This window comes from Bacillus rugosus (assembly GCF_023238245.1).
Taxonomy (GTDB): Bacteria; Bacillota; Bacilli; order Bacillales; family Bacillaceae; genus Bacillus; species Bacillus rugosus.
The window spans coordinates 1,946,198-1,959,104 of the sequence record NZ_CP096590.1 but is presented as its reverse complement, the minus strand read 5'-3'; the positions used below and the strand labels follow the sequence as shown (position 1 = coordinate 1,959,104).

The following is a 12,907-nucleotide window of genomic DNA, read 5'->3' as shown; positions in this document are numbered from 1 at the left end:
ATCTCGTTCACTTCCCTATTTTTTGGCCTTTTCATATGCTGCGTGCCAATCAGGGAAAGCTTTACGGAACTGTATAGGCTTAAAGCTTTCTTTATCTACACAAATATGAGATGAGGTGGCTTCGATGGAAAGCTCATCGGCCGGATTATAAATGTGATAACCATAGACGGTTTTAAAGCCGTTGTATTGCTCTATCCATGTGTGCACAACCGCAGTTTCTCCGTAATGAAGCGGCTTTTTATAGGAAATATTGATATCAACGACTGGAGACAGAACGCCTTTCTTTTCCATATCACTGTATAAAAAGCCTAAGTCCTTAATGAGGGCGGTTCTGCCGACCTCCATCCACACAAGATAATTTGCGTGATAGACAATCCCCATTTGATCTGTTTCTGCATAACGCACTTCTATTTCTGTTTTTGATACATGCAAGATTACTCTGCTCCCTTAACGTCAATTTAGCCCCATTTTACCATAATCAAATCAGAAAGAAAAAAACCAGGTTTCCCTGGTTTTTATGAACGGTATCCGTTTTGTCTCGCTGCGGATTCGTCTTGAATTTCATTACGAAACGCTTCGATACTCTGTTCGCGTCTTTCATTTTTTTCTTTGATACGCTGTTTATCTTCTCCTGAAGCAAACTCCATTGATGCTTCTGCTTCTTCTATGTTTTCAATTGTATTTTGAACCATATCCTGCAATTTTTCTACGTTATCAGAACGATCATCAGGATTAGGCTGTTGATATTGATTTTGATTCTTTGTCATTCGGATGTACCTCCTAGAAAAAATAAACTCGATTCGGCGTTACTCGCCTTTTGTCTGCATGATGATTGGCTGCTGTCCGGAAGTATCATGCATTTTTTCCCCTTTATTGGCTTTATATTTTACAGGCTTAGTACCCAAGTGGCTTGGAGCATATTGAGGCTGACCGTTTTTCTTGTTGTTTCCCATGTTTATCCCTCCTCAACAGATAGGATTCTCAAAAGGAGGGGTAAACATGAATACAAATTAAAGGTTATTTTTGCTTAAATCGCTGTTCAAGCTTTTCCTCAAGCTGATTTAAATACTCCGTATTGGTCATCAGCTCTTTTTTGTTTTCCATGACGAGCTCATGAAAAGAACGCTTTCTCATCTTCTTCACTCTTCTCACCTCCGCATATTCTTTTATTTTCTCCAATTCTGAAAACTTGTAAGCATATCTGAACATAAAAAAACTGAATCTAATCAAGATCCAGTTTTTGTTCCATTTCTTTTTTTGTCATGGTGCCAATGTGTATGTCTTGTATGACGCCTTTTTCATCTAAGATATACGTCGTTGGGTATGACAACACATTATAGTCAGCATTAATCCCTTTTTTATCAATCAGGATGGGAAACGTTAAGTCATACGTATCAGCAAACGCCTGAACCTGTTTTTCGCTTTTCTCTGCTGAAGTGAAATTAACCGCAACAACCGCAAGTTCGTCAGCGTGCTCTTTTTGCAGCTGTTCCATCGCAGGCATTTCCTGACGGCACGGTTTACACCAAGTTGCCCAAAAATTGAGCAGCACTTTTTTGCCTTTTGTGTCTTGCAAGGAACGTCCCTCTCCTGATAGCGTTTTCAAAGAAAAATCAGGTGCTTGCTGTCCCTCTTCAATCCCGATTTCTTTTTTGCTGTATGTTTGATACAAATTCCATCCCATATAACCGGCAAGCATGATAAGCAGGATCCCTGCGAGCCATTTTTTCAGCATATGCCACCTCCGCAGCACACTTTGTCATAAAAAGAAGAGAAAGCTTAATGCCTTCTCTTCATATTGATTCATCAGGACTGCTTCATTTTATCGCGAAGCACCATTTGCAGGATGCCGCCATGGCGGTAGTAATCAATTTCAACTTCACTATCAAAGCGGACAAGTGCTTCAAATGTTTTTGCATTTCCGTCTTCATCAATTGCTCTTACTGTAACGATATCACGAGGGCGTACGCTTTCATCAACATCTACCTCGATGACTTCTTTACCAGTTAAGCCGAGTGTTTCCGCATTTTCACCTTGTTTAAATTGAAGCGGCAGCACACCCATGAATACAAGGTTGCTTCTGTGAATTCTTTCAAAGCTCTCAGCAATTACCGTTCTGATGCCAAGAAGGTTTGTTCCTTTTGCAGCCCAGTCACGTGAAGAACCCATACCATAGTCTTTTCCAGCTAATACGACAAGACCTGTTTTATCTTCTTTGTATCTCATGCACGCATCATAGATGGACGTTACTTCACCAGTCGGCCAGTACGTTGTAAATCCGCCTTCTGTACCCGGTGCAATTTGGTTTTTGATGCGGATGTTTGCAAATGTTCCTCTCATCATAACTTCATGGTTTCCGCGGCGGGAACCGTAGGAGTTAAAGTCACGAGGAGAAACACCTTTCTCTTGCAAATACTTTCCGGCAGGCGTATCTTTTCCGATTGCTCCCGCAGGAGAAATATGGTCAGTTGTGACTGAATCGCCGAATTTACCGACAACACGCAGACCTTTTAAGGGCTCAACCTTACCTGGCTCAACGGACATTTCTTCGAAGAATGGCGGGTTTTGAATGTAAGTTGACTCGTTATCCCATTTATATAACGCTTCATCTGTTGTTTCAATCTCGTTCCAACGCTTGTTGTCATCAAATACTGTTTCATACTCTTTGCGGAAGAGCTCAGGCGTAACAGTTTGCTTAACAAGTGAATTGATTTCGTCCATTGAAGGCCAAATATCGTTAAAGTATACGTTTTTACCATCTTTGCCCACACCGATCGGATCGGTTTTCAGGTTAATGTTAACCGTTCCAGCAAGCGCATATGCCACAACTAGCGGCGGAGAAGCAAGATAGTTGCCCTTAACAAGCGGGTGAATACGCCCTTCAAAGTTACGGTTTCCGGAGAGAACAGACGTAATCAGAAGATCATTTTTTGCAACCGCTTCTTCGATTTCTGGGGAAAGCGGACCTGAGTTTCCGATACATGTTGTACATCCGTACCCAACGAGGTTAAAACCAAGTTCTTTCATGTATGGAAGAAGGCCTGAATTCACAAGATACCCTGTAACGACTTTAGAACCCGGTGCAAGTGACGTTTTTACGTAATTAGGCACTTTAAGCCCTAACTCAACCGCTTTTTTCGCTACAAGTCCGGCGCCGATCAGAACGTACGGGTTGGAAGTATTCGTACAGCTTGTAATCGCAGCAATGGCGATCGCACCCGTTTTCATAACTGTTTCTTCGCCGTTAAGGAGTTTAAACTTAATTTCTTTTTCTTCTTCATCAGCATTTAAACCGAATCCTTGGTTACCCGCAGGGCTGACCAAATGCTTTTTAAACGTTTCCTGCATAGCAGAAAGCGGAATCAAATCCTGAGGGCGTTTTGGACCTGATAAGTTTGCTTCAATTTGAGACAGGTCAATTTCAACCACATCAGTAAATTGAGGGTCTTCCGCATCTGGTGTGTAGAACAAGCCGTTGCTTCTGCAGTATGCTTCTACTACATCAATATGTTCAGGATCACGACCTGTCAGGCGCAGGTAGTTTAGCGCTTCTTCATCTACTGGGAAGAACCCGCATGTAGCACCGTATTCCGGAGCCATGTTCGCAATTGTTGCGCGATCTGCAAGCGGCAGTTCAGCAATTCCCGGTCCAAAGAACTCAACAAACTTGCCGACAACACCTTTTTCACGAAGCACCTGTGTCACTTTTAACGCCAAGTCAGTAGCGGTTGTTCCGTTTGGAAGCTTTCCGACAAGTTTCGCGCCGATTACCTCAGGAACCGGGAAGTAAGATGGCTGTCCAAGCATTCCCGCCTCAGCTTCAATTCCGCCGACACCCCAGCCGAGAACGCCAATACCGTTAATCATTGTGGTATGTGAGTCTGTTCCGACAAGCGTATCAGGATATGTTACAAGTTCGCCGTCTTCTTCAATGGCATGAACGACGCTTGCCAGGAACTCTAGGTTTACCTGGTGCACGATACCTGTTGCAGGCGGCACTGCCTGATAGTTATTAAACGCTTTCTTTGCCCAGCTTAAAAATTTGTAGCGCTCTGCATTTCTTTCGAATTCCAAGTCCATATTAATAGCTAACGCATCTTCTGTGCCCGCTTTATCAACCTGTACAGAGTGGTCGATAACGAGATCAACAGGAATTTCAGGGTTAATTTTATCAGGATCTCCGCCGACAGCTGCCATCGCTTTACGCAGTGAAGCAAGGTCTACTACTGCCGGAACCCCTGTGAAGTCTTGTAAAATAACACGAGACGGTTTAAATGGAACGTCGATTTCCTTTAATTCGGCAGTTCCCCATTTTGCCAAATTTTCCACGTGTTCTTTTTTGATAACGAATCCGTCAACTTGACGCAATACTGATTCTAAAAGAACTTTGATGGAATAAGGAAGTTTCGAAACCTTTCCGATACCTGAATCTTCTAACGCCTTTAAAGAGTAGTAATGATATGTTTTCCCATTAGTAGTAAACGTTTTTCTTGCTTGGAAAACGTCTTTTGCTGCAGTTTTTTGCTCGTTTGCCATTCTCCAAAATCCCCCTTCAGATCAGATCATTCTCAGATGAAGTAAATTCCATCACAATTTTCTCACAATTTCATATTAAAACAAAATCATACATAAGTAAATATCAATGTTTTTATTAAATACAATAAGTTCGGCTTATCGGACAAATGTACCGGTAATTATTACTGTTTATGCTCTCTCATATAACGCAACAAAAGGAGCCATATTATGATTGAGGTGATAATGATGGTCAAAAGAAAAGCAAATCACGTAATTAACGGGATGAATGACGCGAAAAGCCAAGGCAAAGGCGCTGGCTACGTCGAAAACGACCAGCTTGTACTGACTGAAGCTGAACGCCAAAATAATAAAAAAAGAAAAACCAATCAATAACCGGACTCTTTTAAGGAGGTTCTCATTTTATGACCAATAAAAATACAAGTAAAGATATGCATAAAAACGCCCCTAAAGGACACAATCCGGGTCAGCCGGAGCCTCTCAGCGGAAGCAAAAAAGTGAAAAACCGAAACCACACAAGACAGAAGCACAACTCAAGCCATGATATGTAAAAAAAAGCAGACCTTAGTGTCTGTTTTTTTATGCGTTCACCCATTTCTGATATTCCGCATATGATGTAAAGCAAGGTTGATATGTGGAGGAATGCTTCCATGACCCATTCAAAACGTAATGATGCTAATGATTTCGATAGTATGGATGAATGGCTTCGGCAATTTTTTGAAGACCCCTTCGCCTGGTACGACGAAACATTGCCTATTGATTTATATGAAACAAGTCAGCAGTATATTATTGAAGCAGATCTGACTTTTTTACAGCCGACACAAGTAACGGTTACCCTGTCTGGATGCGAGTTCATTTTAACAGTCAAATCGTCAGGGCAGACTTTTGAAAAACAAATGATGCTTCCTTTTTATTTTAATGACAAAACCATTCAAACCGAATGCGAAAATCAAATACTCACAGTTGCAGTGAATAAAGAAACAGAGAATGGTTCTTCTTTTTCTCTTCAATTCCCTCTTAGCTAACATAAAAAGTCACTTTCATCCCCTATTATGAAAGTGACTTTTTTTCCGTCCATTTATCGTCAAATACCCTCTAGTGACTCTCCCATGGCCAAATAGCAGATTCACTATACAATAGAATATGATCTACTATCTCTTTTGACTAGACGTCTATCACTTTTTCTATTCTTTTTTTACTGTGTTCTTCTAATCTTTCTTCGTATACAATATGGTTAGAATAAGGGGGGAATGATTGATGCTGAAAGGCTGGTTTTTGTGGTTTATTCTGTTTTGGGTAATCATGATGGTTGTCTTATTATCAATCGGCGGTTTTTTTATGTTTCGAAAGTTTTTAAAGCGTTTACCGAAAGAAGACGGCAGGTCAGAGCTTGATTGGCAGGATTACTATATTGAAAACAGCAGGCATTTGTGGAGCAATGAAAACAAACAATTTCTTAATGAATTGGTATCGCCGGTTCCGGAGCTGTTCAGAGATGCAGCAAAAGCGAAAATCGCAGGCAAAATCGGTGAACTTGCATTAGAAGAAAAGGTATCAAAGATTGATCAGCAACTGATGATCAGAGGCTACATTCTCGCAACTCCTAAAAGAGACCACACCTTCTTAAAAAGACATCTGCGGGACAAAAAAATTGATCTCGAGCCTTATCAGACTCTTCTTAAATAAAAAACCTTTCCTGATAGGAGGAAAGGTTTTTTAATTCATTTGAATATTAGCTGACTGCAGCTCGTTATGAAGTTTTCGATATGATAAATACATGGCGATTCTCCACGGGACGATCATACCGAATGCCAGAATCCAAAACATTCCACTCAGTGCGCCGTAGTCAATTGATGTGCTCAAGATCGATTTCATCGCGATTCTGATCACCAAAAGGCCGACTAATATAAATACGAATGCTTTAGAGCGTTTCATGTAAATTTCATTATTTTTAATTTCAAACTTAGAAGTTTTGATGAGAAAAATAGAGAAAATCACGCCTAAAGTGATTGATTCTAAAAACTCTGCACCAGTGACCCAAAATACCGGAAATAAAAACATTAACGCTCCCGTACTCATAAAAATCGGCGGAAGAATGATTTTTTTCGGTGAAACGGGCTTGTCAGAGGACTTTATTCTGACCACCATCACAGCTACAGCCATTAACACAGCAATAATCGATGAAACTATAATCATCATACTTATCATTCCTTTGTTTCTAGGAGTGTTGATACTATATACTATACTCCAAAACAATAAAAAAAACCATTTTGAAAAGAAATGACGTTAATATCCCATAACGCGGCTGACAGCTTCCAACACTTTTGTTTCCTCGAACGGCTTGACAATAAAGTCCTTTGCCCCCAGCTCAATCGCTTCCGTTACAATTCTTTGCTGGCGCATGGCGGTGCACATGATGACCTTCGCTTTAGGATCAAAGGTTAAGATATCACGTAGCGCCTTAATGCCGTTTTTCACTGGCATTGTAATATCCATTGTCACGATGTCTGGCCGCAGTTTTTTATACAGTTCCGCTGCTTGCTCACCGTCTGCCGCTTCGCCTGCGATTATGTAATTTGCCTCTTCCAAGATCTCTCTGATTTTCACCCTCATGAACTTGGCGTCGTCTACAACTAAAACTCTTGTCATATTCCCCTCCAACAATCGATTTCCACATATAATAGTCTTATTGTACCAAAAACAAAAGGACTAATAGTAGTACGAAAGTAATTTACCGTCAAAAACCAGTAAATCCTCCAAAAAGATCTGACAGCAAAATAATAATCAGGCTCATCCAATTAAAGAATAACAACACACCGATCACAATCATCAAAACGCCGCCTGCTTTCATGATCAAAAGCTGGTTCTTTCTTATCCACTTCAGCTTTGTGATGAAGAAAGACAATAATAGAAACGGGACAGCAAAACCAAGTACATATAACATCATGTACGGCACCGCTGAGCCTGGATTTGTGCTTGCAAGTGTGATCACAGCAGCCAATATCGGACCTGTACATGGCGTCCATCCCGCCGCAAATGCCATTCCGATTAAGACGGAGCCTAAAAATCCGCTTGGTTTATGTTTAAAATGGATTCTCCGCTCTTTCATCATGGCCTCAGGCCGGAACACACCAAGCGTAATGAAACCGAACAAAATAATAAGCAATGCGCCAATTTGCCGAATCGCATCGTGATAATCCCTAAACAGGCTGCCAATAAAAGATGTTCCATAGCCTAAAGCGATAAAAATGACTGAAAAGCCAAGCAAAAAACATAAAGTATGAAACAAGCTTCTTTTCTGCAGCAACAGCTTTTCTGTTTTCACATCATCCATACTGACTCCTGTAATATATGACAAGAAAGCTGGGTAGAGCGGCAGGCAGCAAGGCGAAATAAAGGATAAAAATCCCGCCCCGAATGTCAAAAAGTAATTCACGTCTCCCATGTCATCATCCCTTCATGATTTGACATTCCTTCAAGTTATGACAAAATCATTTCATTTTTTTAACACTTTCACTTGAAGGATTTCTATTTTCAAAAAAAACTTATATAATTTAATTTGACATTGAGATATTGTACTCCTTCTCATTTGAAAATTAGTATAAATATGGATATAATATAAACATTCACTTTGAAGATCTAATGTATGAAAGGATACATCCCTGTGATTAGAGAGCATCTATTAAATGAAATTGAAAAAAAAAGAGCAGAGCTGCTGCAAATTGTCATGGTGAACGGAATGACATCTCATATTACGATAGAGCTCAGTCAGGAGCTTGACCATCTTCTCATACAATATCAAAAGCAGCGCCTTCGAGCAGTAGCGGGTGATGAATGATTGCAAAATAAAAAACCCGTATAAGGGTTTTTTATTTTATAACCATGTTTCTCTATATCATAATCTTTACGTATTATTTCGTTTGATTATTCATGGCTTTCATCATTTGATTGATTTTCTTTTGAGAAGGTTTCATTCCCATTTGCATCATCATCATGCGTAACATTTGTTCATTAATAGGCGGATTCTTTTTAAGATAGCTCATCATATATTTACGAGCAATAAAAAACCCGAGTGCAACACCTATGAGCAATGCAACAACGCCCACTAGGATGCCAACCCATAAAGTCATTTTATTTCCTCCTTCATGTTGTCTAGTTTAAAGTGTACTAAACCAAAAGCTATTATACAACATTTACATCTCTTTTTCTTCGGTTTTAGACAAAATTTCTTTCTTTCACCGGATTTAGCCATCCATAACGCTTCGAATTGAAATCCATAGCCAGAAAGCAAGGGCTTACTTTTCTCAATACTTCAAAGAAAATCGTTTCTGCCTCGTAATCCCCCGAAGCCACTATTTCTATCATATGCTCCTTCATCATAAGCGTAGCGTGGCCTTTTGCTTTCGGCAAAGCTAATCTATAAATATAATCCAGCTGCCTGTAATCCGTATTGTTTAAATTCATTTTTAATCGCTGATGCATATGTAAAATCGGGATTGGCTGTGTAATATATTGAATCTGTTTCTCTGTCATTTGATACTGCTGCTTTGTCAGGCTAGTCCAATGATAGTCTTGAAACAGCTCAAACATAACCGATTCCCGCCCGAAATAGTGATTAGCAAACTCCTCTTTTATCAGGTGCGTATAGTAGTGACGTTCCATCTTTTCATCCCCTTTTCCAGCAGCATTTCATTTGCTCTCTATTATACAAAAGAAGAAAAGAAAGAATTGTCTATTACTGTTAAACAGCCAATACTATTTTTGTCGGATAAACAAGAAAAAGAGGATGATTTGACTCATCCTCTTTAAAAGACTCTTACTTATTGATTAATGCTTTAACTCGGCTCACTACGTTTGGAACTGAGAAGCCGTATTCATTGATGACGGTTTCACCAGGAGCAGATGCACCGAATCGGTCTATGCCGAGCACGTCTCCTTCAAGCCCTGTGTATTTGCCCCATCCAAATGATGCGCCCATCTCAATCGCAAGACGTTTTTTCACCTCTGCAGGAAGAACAGAGTTTTTGTATTCATCAGATTGTTTATCGAAACGGTCCATTGAAGGCATGCTGACAACAGAAACATCAATATTTTCTTTAGCCAATTCAGCCTGTGCTTCAATCGCAAGACCTACTTCAGAGCCAGAAGCGATAAGAAGAGCGTCAGGTGTTTCGTTTTTAGATTTAGAAACGACATATGCACCTTTTTCTACTCCTGCCAATGCTTCTTCAGCTGTTTGATCGATCGTAGGAAGGTTTTGGCGTGTCAATACTAACGCTGTTGGCTGATCAGTGCTTTGCACTGCAAGCTTCCATGCTGCCGCTGTCTCGTTGCCGTCTGCAGGACGCATCAAGGAAAGATTAGGCATCGCACGGAGTGAAGCAAGCTGCTCAACAGGCTCGTGAGTCGGGCCGTCTTCACCTACAGCAATACTGTCATGTGTGAAGACATAAGTGACAGGAAGACCCATTAATGCTGCAAGGCGAATCGCCGGACGCAGGTAATCAGAGAAGACAAAGAAAGTTCCGCCGAATACACGAAGTCCGCCATGAAGCGCCATACCATTTAAGGCTGCACCCATTGCAAATTCACGAACACCAAACCAGAAGTTTTTGCCTGAGTAATCAACCGCTGTAAAATCACCGGCATTTTTAATTGTCGTTTTGTTTGATCCCGCTAGGTCAGCAGATCCTCCGACAAAGAAAGGAATTTTTTTCGCAAGTCCGTTGAGAACTTCACCAGAAGATGCACGTGATGCCAGGCTGCTTCCTTTTTCATAAACAGGAACCTCTTGATCCCAGTCCTTTGGAAGCTCTCCTTTGATTGCAAGCTCAAGCTGTTCAGCAAGTTCAGGATAAACTTCTTTATATTTAGCGAATTGGGCTTTCCATTCCTGTTCCTTTTTCTCGCCTGATTCTTTAACCGCTGAAGCGAAATGCTCATATACTTCTGACGGAACGTAGAAATCTTCTTCATACGTCCACGCGTAAGCTTCTTTTGTTAACTTGCTTTCCTCTTTACCAAGCGGAGCACCGTGAACACCAGATGTGCCGGCACGGTTAGGTGAACCGAATCCGATTGTCGTTTTCACTTCAATTAATGTAGGTTTCTTTTCATTTTGGCGTGCTTTTTCGATAGCCGCTGTTAATTCTTCAATATTGTTTCCATCCTCAACATAAAGAACTTCCCAATTCATTGCTTCAAATCGCTGTTTCACGTTTTCAGAGAATGAACGGTCGAGATCTCCATCGAGAGAGATGTCATTAGAATCGTATAATACGATCAGACGGCCAAGCTGAAGATGGCCTGCGAGTGAAGCGGCTTCAGAAGAAATACCTTCCATTAAATCACCATCACCGCAAATACTGTATGTATAATGATCGACTACGTTAAATGAATCACGGTTGTAAGTTTCAGCTAAATGGCGTTCAGCGATAGCCATTCCGACTGCCATGGCAATTCCTTGGCCAAGCGGACCTGTTGTCGCATCAACACCGGCAGTATGTCCGAATTCCGGATGTCCAGGTGTTTTGCTGCCCCACTGGCGGAATCCCTTAAGATCTTCGATGCTAAGATCAAACCCGCTTAAATGAAGCATGCTGTATAAAAGTGCTGATCCGTGTCCAGCAGATAAAACAAAACGGTCACGGTTAAACCAGCCAGGGTTTGCTGGACTTACGTTCATAAATTTTGTCCACAGCGTGTATGCCATTGGAGCGGCCCCCATTGGCATCCCTGGGTGACCAGAATTTGCTTTTTCAATAGCGTCTATTGACAGTGTGCGAATGGTAGCAACTGATTTCTTTTCAATTGTATCCATAAAAATCCCCTTCCTTATGTGTTGTACCCTTACATCATAAATGTCTGACGACTTTTTCTCAACTGTTTCAGCTTAAATTTGAGAGAAACTTGTTGAATTTTGTCACATAAGAGTTTTGCTTATAGTATATGCAAAAGAGGAATACGATATTTCCGTATTCCTCTTATATTAGTGAAGTTTGTTATTTCTTTGTTCTTTTTTTAGCTTTTCTGGTGTTACATCATTGCCTTCAGGGTCAATGATTTTCACACTTTTTAATGTGTTTTTCATAGAAGAGCGAAAACCTTTCAGGTACTCTTGACGAAGCTTTTGCTGTTCGGCTTTTTCTTCTTCAGTCATAACGCCAGCTTTAGCTTTCGCAGCAAGTTCATTAATTCTGGCAATTTTTGCGTTTGAAATCATGTTAAACTCCTTTATTGCATTTTGTCTATATAGTACTAGATCAAAAAGAGTTTTACAACTGATTCACTCGGCTGTCTCGTCATTCTCTATGTATTCCTGAAACCGCCGGTGGACGGTCGCTTTAGACACATCATAGCCAAACCCTCTTAGCGTAGCCGCGATTTCTGCGAACGTCAGTTTATTCGCTCTTAGACGGACGATCTCTGAGATTGGGACCTCTATTCTTTCTTTTCCGCTGTTTTCATGTTGATTTTTCAGGTTTTTTTGCGGTTTAAAACCATTTTTTACTGCACGCTTCATTCCCCGCTTGATTTTCATGTTGTGAATTTTCCGCTGGTATTCCTCCACAATGCTGACGATCTCCAGCACCATCGAGTCAGCCTCCGATAGCTCCAGCTCACCTCTGTGAGCCGTTGTATAGACTTTCACACCTTCTCTGTAGATACAATGAAGCAATGCGATTTTTGCATTTCCCCGCCCGAGCCTTGTCTCATCCTGAACCAAAATGACATCAATTCCAGAATTTTTGATCTCATCAAGCAGTTCAAATACACCGTCCCGATCCATTTCGTATCCGCTGGCTTTTTCAGAAATCACTTTGAGGACTTCCATGCCGTTCTCGGCTGCAATGGCCGTAAGCTCCTCCTCCTGCCGCTTTAATGAAGTCTCCTGCTGTTCTTTATTTGTGCTTACGCGGGCATAAATGAGTGCTTTCATTTTTTCTATCTTTCCTCTCTATCTTACAGTTGCCAATTCATATGCATCCTGATGCTTCTTTTTCAACGGAATCACCAACTCATCTCCCGGCTGGATATCAGACGTCTGAAGATGATTGTTATCAGCTACCCATTCAATAAAATCATTTTTGTTTATCTTTTTTGTATCTGCTACCTGATCAGCAATTGACCAAAGTGTGTCGCCCTGCTGGACTTCTATTTTAACATACTGATTAAGCTCCTGACCGCTGCTTGTATATGATAGCAAAAGGATAACCGCGCTCAAAATCACTGTGAACAGACCGACAAAAATAATAGATTCTTTACTCATGATCATAACCTCCAACAGGAATGTTTGTTCGCTTTTTTATAATTTCAGTATATACGAACAAACGTTTCTGTCAATTGTTTTTTCGAACCTATGTTTGTACTGTAA

At 40.8% G+C, this 12,907-nt stretch carries 20 protein-coding genes; 5 read left to right on the top strand and 15 right to left on the bottom strand.

Going from position 1 to position 12,907, the window contains the following annotated elements; genetic code table 11:
- Nucleotides 1-15: 15 nt before the first annotated feature.
- The 6 genes from M0696_RS09755 to acnA form a co-directional block, all read right to left on the bottom strand.
- Nucleotides 16-432, bottom strand: a complete 417-nt coding sequence (locus tag M0696_RS09755; RefSeq protein WP_222142905.1) for a YbgC/FadM family acyl-CoA thioesterase — start codon at nucleotides 430-432, stop codon at nucleotides 16-18.
- 83 nt (nucleotides 433-515) lie between these two features.
- Nucleotides 516-767: a small acid-soluble spore protein Tlp gene (tlp, locus tag M0696_RS09750; RefSeq protein WP_166852466.1), complete on the bottom strand. Its 252-nt coding sequence runs from the start codon at nucleotides 765-767 to the stop codon at nucleotides 516-518.
- A 39-nt stretch (nucleotides 768-806) separates the two neighbouring features.
- Nucleotides 807-953: an acid-soluble spore protein SspN gene (sspN, locus tag M0696_RS09745; RefSeq protein ID WP_003221249.1), complete on the bottom strand. Its 147-nt coding sequence runs from the start codon at nucleotides 951-953 to the stop codon at nucleotides 807-809.
- 64 nt (nucleotides 954-1,017) lie between these two features.
- Nucleotides 1,018-1,143: an FbpB family small basic protein gene (locus tag M0696_RS09740; protein ID WP_003244964.1), complete on the bottom strand. Its 126-nt coding sequence runs from the start codon at nucleotides 1,141-1,143 to the stop codon at nucleotides 1,018-1,020.
- A 79-nt stretch (nucleotides 1,144-1,222) separates the two neighbouring features.
- Nucleotides 1,223-1,735, bottom strand: a complete 513-nt coding sequence (locus M0696_RS09735) for a redoxin domain-containing protein (RefSeq protein WP_222142902.1) — start codon at nucleotides 1,733-1,735, stop codon at nucleotides 1,223-1,225.
- 71 nt (nucleotides 1,736-1,806) lie between these two features.
- Entirely contained in the window at nucleotides 1,807-4,536 is a 2,730-nt protein-coding gene (gene acnA / locus M0696_RS09730) for an aconitate hydratase AcnA (RefSeq protein ID WP_166852471.1), read from the bottom strand.
- A gap of 225 nt (nucleotides 4,537-4,761) precedes the next feature.
- On the opposite strand from acnA, the gene sspO reads away from it, so the two are divergent.
- The 4 genes from sspO (at nucleotide 4,762) to M0696_RS09710 (ending at nucleotide 6,219) form a co-directional block, all read left to right on the top strand.
- Nucleotides 4,762-4,908, top strand: coding sequence for a small acid-soluble spore protein SspO (gene sspO, locus M0696_RS09725; protein WP_003221239.1), 147 nt, complete (start codon nucleotides 4,762-4,764; stop codon nucleotides 4,906-4,908).
- A gap of 29 nt (nucleotides 4,909-4,937) precedes the next feature.
- Nucleotides 4,938-5,084, top strand: coding sequence for a small acid-soluble spore protein P (locus M0696_RS09720; RefSeq protein ID WP_003221237.1), 147 nt, complete (start codon nucleotides 4,938-4,940; stop codon nucleotides 5,082-5,084).
- An 81-nt stretch (nucleotides 5,085-5,165) separates the two neighbouring features.
- On the top strand, nucleotides 5,166-5,558 hold the full coding sequence (cotM, locus tag M0696_RS09715; RefSeq protein ID WP_166852473.1) for an outer spore coat protein CotM: 393 nt from the start codon (nucleotides 5,166-5,168) through the stop codon (nucleotides 5,556-5,558).
- 232 nt (nucleotides 5,559-5,790) lie between these two features.
- Nucleotides 5,791-6,219, top strand: coding sequence for a DUF2621 domain-containing protein (locus M0696_RS09710; protein WP_248602721.1), 429 nt, complete (start codon nucleotides 5,791-5,793; stop codon nucleotides 6,217-6,219).
- A gap of 30 nt (nucleotides 6,220-6,249) precedes the next feature.
- Here the strand turns inward: M0696_RS09710 and M0696_RS09705 are convergent, their stop codons facing one another.
- The 3 genes from M0696_RS09705 to ccdA all read right to left on the bottom strand — a co-directional run bounded on the left by M0696_RS09705 (nucleotide 6,250) and on the right by ccdA (nucleotide 7,978).
- Nucleotides 6,250-6,741, bottom strand: a complete 492-nt coding sequence (locus M0696_RS09705) for a CcdC family protein (RefSeq protein ID WP_072566335.1) — start codon at nucleotides 6,739-6,741, stop codon at nucleotides 6,250-6,252.
- Between the two features lie 78 nt (nucleotides 6,742-6,819).
- Nucleotides 6,820-7,182, bottom strand: a complete 363-nt coding sequence (locus M0696_RS09700; protein WP_166852478.1) for a response regulator — start codon at nucleotides 7,180-7,182, stop codon at nucleotides 6,820-6,822.
- Between the two features lie 88 nt (nucleotides 7,183-7,270).
- On the bottom strand, nucleotides 7,271-7,978 hold the full coding sequence (ccdA, locus tag M0696_RS09695; protein WP_148961714.1) for a cytochrome c-type biogenesis protein CcdA: 708 nt from the start codon (nucleotides 7,976-7,978) through the stop codon (nucleotides 7,271-7,273).
- Nucleotides 7,979-8,197: 219 nt separating this feature from the next.
- Between ccdA and ynzD the strand changes: the two genes are divergently transcribed.
- Nucleotides 8,198-8,371: an aspartyl-phosphate phosphatase YnzD gene (gene ynzD, locus M0696_RS09690; RefSeq protein WP_075746460.1), complete on the top strand. Its 174-nt coding sequence runs from the start codon at nucleotides 8,198-8,200 to the stop codon at nucleotides 8,369-8,371.
- A 73-nt stretch (nucleotides 8,372-8,444) separates the two neighbouring features.
- On the opposite strand, the gene M0696_RS09685 is transcribed toward ynzD, so the two are convergent.
- From M0696_RS09685 to yneA, 6 genes are all read right to left on the bottom strand, one after another.
- Nucleotides 8,445-8,663, bottom strand: coding sequence for a YneF family protein (locus tag M0696_RS09685; protein ID WP_003221221.1), 219 nt, complete (start codon nucleotides 8,661-8,663; stop codon nucleotides 8,445-8,447).
- Between the two features lie 85 nt (nucleotides 8,664-8,748).
- Nucleotides 8,749-9,195 carry a sporulation inhibitor of replication protein SirA gene (gene sirA, locus M0696_RS09680; RefSeq protein WP_248602720.1) on the bottom strand — a complete coding sequence of 149 codons (447 nt, stop codon included), beginning with the start codon at nucleotides 9,193-9,195 and terminating at the stop codon, nucleotides 8,749-8,751.
- A gap of 154 nt (nucleotides 9,196-9,349) precedes the next feature.
- Nucleotides 9,350-11,353, bottom strand: a complete 2,004-nt coding sequence (gene tkt, locus M0696_RS09675; RefSeq protein WP_222142900.1) for a transketolase — start codon at nucleotides 11,351-11,353, stop codon at nucleotides 9,350-9,352.
- Nucleotides 11,354-11,521: 168 nt separating this feature from the next.
- Nucleotides 11,522-11,755, bottom strand: a complete 234-nt coding sequence (locus tag M0696_RS09670; protein ID WP_222142899.1) for a DUF896 domain-containing protein — start codon at nucleotides 11,753-11,755, stop codon at nucleotides 11,522-11,524.
- Nucleotides 11,756-11,818: 63 nt separating this feature from the next.
- A complete protein-coding gene (locus M0696_RS09665) occupies nucleotides 11,819-12,472 on the bottom strand; it encodes a YneB family resolvase-like protein (protein ID WP_166852490.1) in 654 nt (217 codons plus the stop codon).
- 18 nt (nucleotides 12,473-12,490) lie between these two features.
- A complete protein-coding gene (gene yneA, locus M0696_RS09660) occupies nucleotides 12,491-12,808 on the bottom strand; it encodes a cell division suppressor protein YneA (protein WP_166852493.1) in 318 nt (105 codons plus the stop codon).
- Nucleotides 12,809-12,907 lie beyond the last annotated feature (99 nt).

Coding starts and splice junctions, on each gene's coding strand:
- M0696_RS09705 (WP_072566335.1), bottom strand. CDS start 6,741: ATGATAAGTATGATGATTATAGTTTCATCGATTATTGCTGTGTTAATG.
- tlp (WP_166852466.1), bottom strand. CDS start 767: ATGACAAAGAATCAAAATCAATATCAACAGCCTAATCCTGATGATCGT.
- M0696_RS09700 (WP_166852478.1), bottom strand. CDS start 7,182: ATGACAAGAGTTTTAGTTGTAGACGACGCCAAGTTCATGAGGGTGAAA.
- yneA (WP_166852493.1), bottom strand. CDS start 12,808: ATGATCATGAGTAAAGAATCTATTATTTTTGTCGGTCTGTTCACAGTG.
- M0696_RS09720 (WP_003221237.1), top strand. CDS start 4,938: ATGACCAATAAAAATACAAGTAAAGATATGCATAAAAACGCCCCTAAA.
- cotM (WP_166852473.1), top strand. CDS start 5,166: ATGTGGAGGAATGCTTCCATGACCCATTCAAAACGTAATGATGCTAAT.
- acnA (WP_166852471.1), bottom strand. CDS start 4,536: ATGGCAAACGAGCAAAAAACTGCAGCAAAAGACGTTTTCCAAGCAAGA.
- M0696_RS09710 (WP_248602721.1), top strand. CDS start 5,791: ATGCTGAAAGGCTGGTTTTTGTGGTTTATTCTGTTTTGGGTAATCATG.
- M0696_RS09735 (WP_222142902.1), bottom strand. CDS start 1,735: ATGCTGAAAAAATGGCTCGCAGGGATCCTGCTTATCATGCTTGCCGGT.
- M0696_RS09670 (WP_222142899.1), bottom strand. CDS start 11,755: ATGATTTCAAACGCAAAAATTGCCAGAATTAATGAACTTGCTGCGAAA.
- ccdA (WP_148961714.1), bottom strand. CDS start 7,978: ATGGGAGACGTGAATTACTTTTTGACATTCGGGGCGGGATTTTTATCC.
- sspN (WP_003221249.1), bottom strand. CDS start 953: ATGGGAAACAACAAGAAAAACGGTCAGCCTCAATATGCTCCAAGCCAC.
- sspO (WP_003221239.1), top strand. CDS start 4,762: ATGGTCAAAAGAAAAGCAAATCACGTAATTAACGGGATGAATGACGCG.
- sirA (WP_248602720.1), bottom strand. CDS start 9,195: ATGGAACGTCACTACTATACGCACCTGATAAAAGAGGAGTTTGCTAAT.
- M0696_RS09665 (WP_166852490.1), bottom strand. CDS start 12,472: ATGAAAGCACTCATTTATGCCCGCGTAAGCACAAATAAAGAACAGCAG.
- M0696_RS09685 (WP_003221221.1), bottom strand. CDS start 8,663: ATGACTTTATGGGTTGGCATCCTAGTGGGCGTTGTTGCATTGCTCATA.
- tkt (WP_222142900.1), bottom strand. CDS start 11,353: ATGGATACAATTGAAAAGAAATCAGTTGCTACCATTCGCACACTGTCA.